We start from the raw sequence: 7582 nt of genomic DNA on the forward strand, positions 1-7582 counted from the left end.
ACGTCCGCGAGTGGATCAAGGACTGGAACGAGGACCCCAAGCCGTTCGTGTGGAAGAAGACTGCCGAAGAGATCCTCGACTCGCTCGCCCGATATATCTCACGAATTTCCGGCGCAGGACACTAGTCGATCGTGAACGGGTCGTACTGGATCTGGTCCAGCGCGCTGCCCGCGACGAGCATCCGCGAGACGGTCGCCCGGATCATCGCCGGTGAGCCGGAGACGAGGACGTGGTGCCCCGGCCAGGAGCCGTAGCGCGTGACGGCCTCGGCGAGCGTGCCCTGCTCGAACCCGGGGACGTCGCCGCCGCGCTCCACCACCGGCGTCACGTTCAGCCAGGGGTTGATGGAGGCCAGGGCGCGCAGTTCTTCGAGGTCGTAGAGGTCCTCGCGGGCCGCGCCGCCGTAGAAGAGGCGCACCTTGGGGTTCTCGCCCCACAGCGCGAGGTGGTCGAGGATCGAGCGCAGCGGCGCTATGCCGGTGCCGCCGGCGATCATCAGCACGTTCCGCGCGGCCTCGCGGTCGACCGCCAGCCGGCCCAGTGGCGGCCCGAGCCGCCAGACGTCGCCGGGCTGCGTGTGGCTGACGATGGCGCGCGAGACCCAGCCGCCGTCGACGGCGCGGACGTGGAACTCGATGCCGCCGTCCTCGCGCGGCGCGTTCGCCGGGGAGAGGTAGCGCCACAGCCGCGGTCGCTGCGGCACCTCGACGCTCATGTACTGGCCGGGGTGGTAGGGCACCAGCTGGTCCGGGAGGAGCCGCACCAGGGCGAGGTCCCAGGTCAGCCGCCGGTGCTCGACCACGGTGGCGTGCCACGACGGCGGGTTCTGGTCGGCCGCGGCGGCGTCCTGCATGGCGCGCGCGGCGATGGTGAACGCCTCGGCCCAGGCCCGCTCGACCTGGGGCGTCCACTCCCGGCCGAGGTGGTTCTTCAGCGACGCCAGCAGCGCCGTGCCGACGGCTTCGTAGTGCCGGGGCGCCACGCCGAACTTCCGGTGGTCGCGTCCCAGCTGCCGCAGGAACGGCGCCAGGTCGTCGGGCCGGTCGACCATCTGCACGATGTGCACCAGCGCGCGCACCAGCCGGCCGCGCTGGATCTCCATGTTGATCGGGAAGAAGTCACGCGTGGTCGGCGCCAGGGTGAACAGCATCCCGTAGAAGAACTGGGAGATGTCCGCGATGTACGGCTCGGACCTGGCCCAGCTGTCCCGGATGAGCTGGACCATCGCGGTGACGGCGGGGGGTGCCTCACGCGAGGTCGAGGAGCGTGGGAGCGGGCTGACCGAGTCGGCTGTCATCGGCCCGAGTCAGCCGGTCGGGGACGGAGGGAGGACGGCACCCGGTCGATCACCGCCGGCCCGGGCACGGCGACGGCAGTTCCGCGCACAGCCGCCTCCCGGTGTCCATCGCTTCCGCCTCTGCCACTCCGCGCACGCTTCGTGCGCGGCCCGTCCGCAGGGTAGCGGCCGAGCGCCCTTTTGCCCGCATTGTTGCTCCGACCGGGTGTATTGCCGCCGGTGCCGGCGTGGGGGACCTCACCGGGCCGATGCTTGCCTTGCGCAAGTGTCCGGCAATAAACTTGTATTGCACAACTAACAGGCAGTACCGGGAGGACTCCGATGAGTTTCGACGACACCGAGGACGACGTCCGGGTCGAGCTCATGCGTGAGCTGAAAACCGCGTCCCAGCTGCAGCACGCCTGGATCATGCAGGCCTGGCAGGACGCGCCGGGGCTGCACCCCGCGGCCGCGATGCTGCTGTCGGACCTGGCGAAGAACGGCGAGGCGCGGCCGTCCGAGCTGGCGAAACGCCGGTTCGTCGACCTGTCCGTCGTCAGCAGGCAGATCACCCAGCTCTCCGCCGCCGGGCTGATCGACCGCCGTCCCGCGCCCGAGGACGGCCGGGCGACGCTGGTGAGCGTCTCCGAGAAGGGCCGCGCGGAGCTCGCCCACTGGCGGACCAACTACCTCGAGTTCATGGAGCAGGCCCTCGGCGGCTGGGACGACGCCCGCGTCACCGACCTCACCGGGCGGCTCGCGGAGATGAACACCGACCTCCGCCGCGCGCTCGGCAGCGCGGCGTGTCTCGCTGACACGACCAAGTGACGGACGGGCAATCGGTCACACCGCCAGTTGCATTCGGCGTGACCGATTGTCTCCGTTCGGTCCTGACTTCCCGGTGCTGAGCAGAGCTAACGTCGATGGGTGACGCGTAGCCGGGTCGCACTGCTGTGCGCGTTGGGGATCGACAACTTCGGCTCAGGTCTTTTTCTCCCGCTCGCCCTGGTCTACGTGACCCAGGTGGTCGGCGTGCCGCTCGCCGTCGCGGGCACCGCGGTCACCCTCGGCACGGTCGGCGGCCTGGTCGTGCCGCCGCTGGCCGGACGGCTGGTGGACCGCGTCGGCCCGCGCGTCGTCGTCATCTGTGCCCAGCTGCTGCAGGCCGCCGGGGCCGGCGCGTACCTCATGGCCGACGGCGCCGGGGCCGTGGTGTTCGCCGCGGTCCTGCTCGCTGCCGGGCAGCAGCTATTCTACAGCTCCCTGTTCGTGCTCATCGCCGATGTCGCGGGCGACGTCCCGAAGGATCGGCCGTTCGCGGAGGTGGGGATGGTGCGGGCCGGCTGTTTCGGCCTCGGCGGTCTGGTGGCGGGAGTGCTGCTGACCTGGCAGGGGCTGGACGGGTACCGGGTCGCGCTCCTGCTGGACGTCGGCACGTTCGTCGTCGCCGCCGGCATCCTCGGCTTCTTCGTCCGGCTCGTGCGACCGCACCAGGAGGACTGCGAGCGGCCCGCGCGAGTGCTGCGCAACCGGCCGTACCTCGCGTTGATCCTGTTCAGTGGCCTGTTCGGGCTCTCGCTCGACTTCTTCCTGATCGGCACGCCGGTGTTCGTCCTCGACCGGCTGCACGGCCCGGCCTGGCTGCCGGGCGCGATCCTCGCCCTGCTCACCGTGCTGACCAGCGTCGGCGGCACGCTCGCGCTGCGGCTCACGGCGAAGCTGACCCGGATCGGCGCGATGCGGGCCGGCTCGGCGTTGTTCTCCGCGTGGTGCCTGGTCAGCCTGGGCGTGCTGCTCGTCCCCGACGGCTGGCGGGTGGTCTACCTGCTGGTCTCGACGCTGGTGTTCGCCGCCGGCGACCTGGTCTTCGGGCCACGCTCGGGGGCGCTGGCCGAGGCCGCGGCACCTCCGGACGCCCGTGGACGTTATCTCGCTGCGTACCAGTACGCGTTCACTATGGCGCAGGTCCTCGCGCCCGCTGTGGTGGCCTTGTTCTCGGTCGCCGACTGGTTACCCTGGGTGCTGGTCGGGGTGTGCGCCGGGCTCGCCGTCGCCGGGCTCGGGACGCTCGCGCCCCGGTTGCCGGCGGACGCGGTCGCACCCGGTCAAAGTTGAGCGGAACAGACTCAAGTCTTCGTGCGTTGTAGAGATTGACGGGCTTCGGTCAGGCCTGCCACCAGGACTTTCTTGTAATCGAGCATGAGGTGAGGGATGGACGCTTTCAACCCGACCACGAAGACCCAGCAGGCGATCTCGTCCGCGGCGCAGGCGGCCACCATGGCCGGCAACCCGCACGTGTCGGCCGCCCACCTGCTGGGCGCCCTGCTGGCGCAGGGTGAGGGGCTGACCGCACCGCTGCTGACCGCGGTCGGGGCCGACCCGGGGGTGGTGCACAAGGAGCTCGAGCCGATCACCGCGGCGCTGCCGTCGGCGACCGGCGCGACCGTGTCGAGCCCGCAGTTCGACACCTTCGCCGTGAAGTCGCTGACGCACGCGCAGAAACTGGCGACCGAGCTGGGCGACGAGTACGTCTCGACCGAGCACCTGCTGGTCGGGCTCGCCACCGAGGGCGGCCAGGTGGCCGACCTGCTCAAACGGCACGGCGCCACCCCGGACGCGCTGCGGGAGGCGTTCGCCAAGGTCCGCGGCTCCGCCCGGATCACCAGCGCGGACCCGGAGAGCACGTTCAAGGCGCTGGAGAAGTACGGCGTCGACCTGACCGCGCGCGCTCGCGCCGGCGAGCTCGACCCGGTCATCGGCCGGGACACCGAGATCCGCCGGGTCGTGCAGGTGCTGTCGCGGCGCACGAAGAACAACCCGGTCCTGATCGGCGAGCCGGGCGTCGGCAAGACGGCGATCGTCGAAGGCCTGGCCCAGCGCATCATCGCCGGCGACGTCCCCGAGTCGCTGCGCGGCAAGCGCGTTATCGCCCTCGACCTCGGGTCGATGGTGGCCGGCGCGAAGTTCCGCGGCGAGTTCGAAGAGCGGCTGAAGGCTGTGCTCAAGGAGATCACCGACTCCGCGGGCGAGGTCGTCACCTTCATCGACGAGCTGCACACCATCGTCGGCGCCGGCGCGACCGGCGAAGGCGCGATGGACGCCGGCAACATGATCAAGCCGATGCTCGCCCGCGGTGAGCTGCGGATGGTCGGCGCGACCACGCTCGACGAGTACCGCCAGCACATCGAGAAGGACGCCGCCCTGGAGCGGCGCTTCCAGCAGGTGCTGGTCGGCGAGCCGTCGCCGGAGGACACCATCGCGATCCTTCGCGGGCTGAAGGAGCGCTACGAGGTGCACCACGGCGTCCGGATCACGGACGCCGCGCTGGTCGCCGCGGCGACGCTGTCCGACCGTTACATCACCGCGCGCTTCCTGCCGGACAAAGCCATCGACCTGGTCGACGAGGCCGCGTCCAAGCTGCGCATGGAGATCGACTCGCGGCCGGTGGAGATCGACGAGGTCGAACGCGCCGTGCGCCGCCTCGAGATCGAGGAAATGGCGCTCGCCAAGGAGAGCGACGCGGCTTCGAAGGACCGGCTCAGCGCGTTGCGCGCCGAGCTGGCCGAGAAGCGCGAGACGCTGACCGCGCTGACCGCACGCTGGCAGAACGAGAAGGGCTCCATCGAGAAGGTCCGCGAGCTCAAGGAGCAGCTGGAGCAGCTGCGCGGCGAGTCCGAGCGCGCCGAGCGCGACGGTGACCTCGGCAAGGCCGCCGAGCTGCGCTACGGCCGGATCCCGGCGCTGGAGAAGGAGTTCGAGGCCGCGACGGCCGCGAACGAGGCGAGCCAGCAGAACGTGATGCTCAAGGAAGAGGTCGGCGCCGACGACGTCGCGGACGTCGTGGCCGCGTGGACCGGCATCCCGGCGGGACGGCTGCTCGAGGGCGAGACCGGCAAGCTGCTCCGGATGGAAGAGGAGCTGGGCCGGCGGGTCATCGGCCAGCCCGAAGCCGTGCAGGTCGTGGCGGACGCGGTGCGCCGCGCCCGGGCCGGCGTCGCCGACCCGGACCGGCCGACCGGATCGTTCCTGTTCCTCGGCCCGACCGGCGTCGGCAAGACCGAGCTGGCCAAGGCGCTGGCGGAGTTCCTGTTCGACGACGAGCGGGCGATCCAGCGGATCGACATGAGCGAGTACGCCGAGAAGCACTCGGTGGCGCGCCTGGTCGGCGCCCCGCCGGGGTACGTCGGGTACGACCAGGGCGGGCAGCTGACCGAAGCCGTCCGGCGCCGGCCGTACTCGGTGGTGCTGCTCGACGAGGTCGAGAAGGCCCACCCGGACGTCTTCGACGTGCTGCTGCAGGTCCTCGACGACGGGCGGCTGACCGACGGCCAGGGACGGACGGTCGACTTCCGGAACACCATCCTGATCCTGACGTCGAACCTCGGTTCGCAGGCCATCGCCGACCCGAACCTGGACGAGCGGCAGCGGCGGGACGCGGTGCTCTCGGTGGTGCAGCGGCAGTTCAAGCCGGAGTTCCTCAACCGGCTCGACGACATCGTCGTGTTCCACTCGCTCGGCACCGAGCAGCTGACGTCCATTGTGGACATCCAGGTGGCCCGGCTGGTCGCGCGGCTGGCCCAGCGCCGGCTGCACCTGGAGGTCACCGACGGCGCCCGCGAGTGGCTCGCCCTCAACGGCTTCGACCCGATCTACGGCGCCCGCCCGCTGCGGCGGCTGGTCCAGTCGGCGATCGGCGACAAGCTCGCGAAGGAACTGCTGTCGGGCGAGGTCCGCGACGGCGACACGGTCCGGGTCGACATCCCGGACATCGAGGCGGGCAACGCGCTGACGGTGACCCGCGTCTGACCGCGCGAGTGGTTGGTCGAGTGCCAACCACAGTTCACCGGGCCAACCGGCGCTCGTCTTCGCAGGCGGCGCCGGTTGGCCCGTTTTCGTCCACAGTGGCCGGTCGGCTGGGGCCTTCTCGGGGGAGTGCGCGGTTCACCTCGGACTTCGTGTTCGCGAGTCCACGGTCGGGTGATCCTGCCGGGTATCCACAGGCGCTGGGCACATGTGGACAACTCGGGCTGAACCCGCCTTCGCGGCGGGCCCTGTCGGCTGTCGCCGGTAAACTGGACTCGGGGTCGCCCCCCTGGGATGGGTGGGGGAGTTTGTGAGCCGGGGCCAGGCGTGGCGTGGTGACGCGCCGTCCGTCGACGGCGGTGTCGAGGTCGTCGGCACCGGCGCCCGGCCGCGTGGAAGGCGCCCGTGCCCGAGCCCTTGCCTGCCGCCGCTCGTCCGGCTCACCTGGTCGAATCGCTCGGGAAAGGCCGCCCGCGCCGCGTTCTTCGGCTGCCTTGTAGCCCTGGCCGAATCGTGCGATTAAGCGATTTGTCGACGTGGCCGGCGGGAAATGCTTCGAATGGGCGCGGCGACACGGGTACCGGCGATCATCTCTTCGGCGTAGCAGGCGATACGCTGACGATCGTGGGTATTCCGGCGTGGATCTGGTTCATCATCGCGGCCGTCGCCCTGGTGGCGGGGCTGGGGCTGCTCGCCGCCGACCGGGCGAAGGAGGGCTCGCGCAACCGCGAGCGCATGCGCTGGGCACAGTTGCGCGGCTGGCAGTTCGTCGAAGAGGACGAGCGGCTGCCGCAGCAGTGGTCCAACGGTGCGATCGGCTACTTCGGCGCGGACGCCGCCGTCAACGTCGTCGCGGGCTCGACCTTCACCTCCGACGGCCGCCGCCCCGTGTTCATCTTCGACATCGAGTCCGAGGGGCAGATCCCGGCCGTCGTCGTCGCGGTGCGCTGCAACAAGAAGCACAAGATCCCGATCGAGATGTGGCTGTCCAGCGTGCCGTTCCAGCGCGCCGACATGCCCGAGATGCTCGGTCCGATCGGCTCCCGCTACGCCTTCGCGGACGACGCCGACGGCGCCCGCGCGGTGATCACCCAGGAGCTCGTCGACGCGGCGGACCAGCTCGGCGGCGACGTCGGCGTGGCCTGGCTCGAGAACGAGTGGGTGCTCGCCAGCGTCGTCCCGACCGCCGGCCCGTCCCGCCTCGAGCGACTGCTGCGCGACCTCGGCGAGATCGCGGACATCGTCGACCCGTTCGACGAGGACTACGACGCCGGCCGCCACCAGGCGAGCGCGCCGATCCCCGCCGTGGGTTCCGCGCCGGGCACCCCGGCCGCCGGGATCCCGGTGCAGCAGCCGCCGCCCGCGGACGCGCAGCAGGACTAGTGTCCTGCGCCGGAAATTCGTGAGATATATCGGGCGAGCGAGTCGAGGATCTCTTCGGCAGTCTTCTTCCACACGAACGGCTTGGGGTCCTCGTTCCAGTCCTTGATCCACTCGCGGACG

At 70.9% G+C, this 7582-nt stretch carries 5 protein-coding genes; 4 read left to right on the forward strand and 1 reads right to left on the reverse strand.

Features of this window, described 5'->3' with window-relative positions; all coding sequences use genetic code 11:
* Positions 1-121 precede the first annotated feature (121 nt).
* Complete coding sequence (locus ACLJQZ_RS48225) at positions 122-1297, reverse strand: globin domain-containing protein (protein ID WP_410628430.1); 1176 nt, start codon at positions 1295-1297, stop codon at positions 122-124.
* A gap of 321 nt (positions 1298-1618) precedes the next feature.
* On the opposite strand from ACLJQZ_RS48225, the gene ACLJQZ_RS48230 reads away from it, so the two are divergent.
* The 4 genes from ACLJQZ_RS48230 to ACLJQZ_RS48245 all read left to right on the forward strand — a co-directional run bounded on the left by ACLJQZ_RS48230 (position 1619) and on the right by ACLJQZ_RS48245 (position 7462).
* Positions 1619-2104: a MarR family winged helix-turn-helix transcriptional regulator gene (locus ACLJQZ_RS48230; RefSeq protein ID WP_410628432.1), complete on the forward strand. Its 486-nt coding sequence runs from the start codon at positions 1619-1621 to the stop codon at positions 2102-2104.
* A gap of 99 nt (positions 2105-2203) precedes the next feature.
* Positions 2204-3391: an MFS transporter gene (locus tag ACLJQZ_RS48235; protein ID WP_410628433.1), complete on the forward strand. Its 1188-nt coding sequence runs from the start codon at positions 2204-2206 to the stop codon at positions 3389-3391.
* A gap of 96 nt (positions 3392-3487) precedes the next feature.
* The gene (clpB, locus tag ACLJQZ_RS48240) at positions 3488-6082 is read left to right on the forward strand and encodes an ATP-dependent chaperone ClpB (RefSeq protein ID WP_410628435.1); all 2595 of its coding nucleotides are present in this window, start codon (positions 3488-3490) and stop codon (positions 6080-6082) included.
* A gap of 621 nt (positions 6083-6703) precedes the next feature.
* Positions 6704-7462, forward strand: coding sequence for a hypothetical protein (locus ACLJQZ_RS48245; RefSeq protein WP_410628437.1), 759 nt, complete (start codon positions 6704-6706; stop codon positions 7460-7462).
* The last annotated feature ends 120 nt before the right edge of the window (positions 7463-7582 follow it).

The sequence above is a fragment of the Amycolatopsis sp. cmx-8-4 genome, assembly GCF_046548675.1.
Taxonomy (GTDB): Bacteria; Actinomycetota; Actinomycetes; order Mycobacteriales; family Pseudonocardiaceae; genus Amycolatopsis.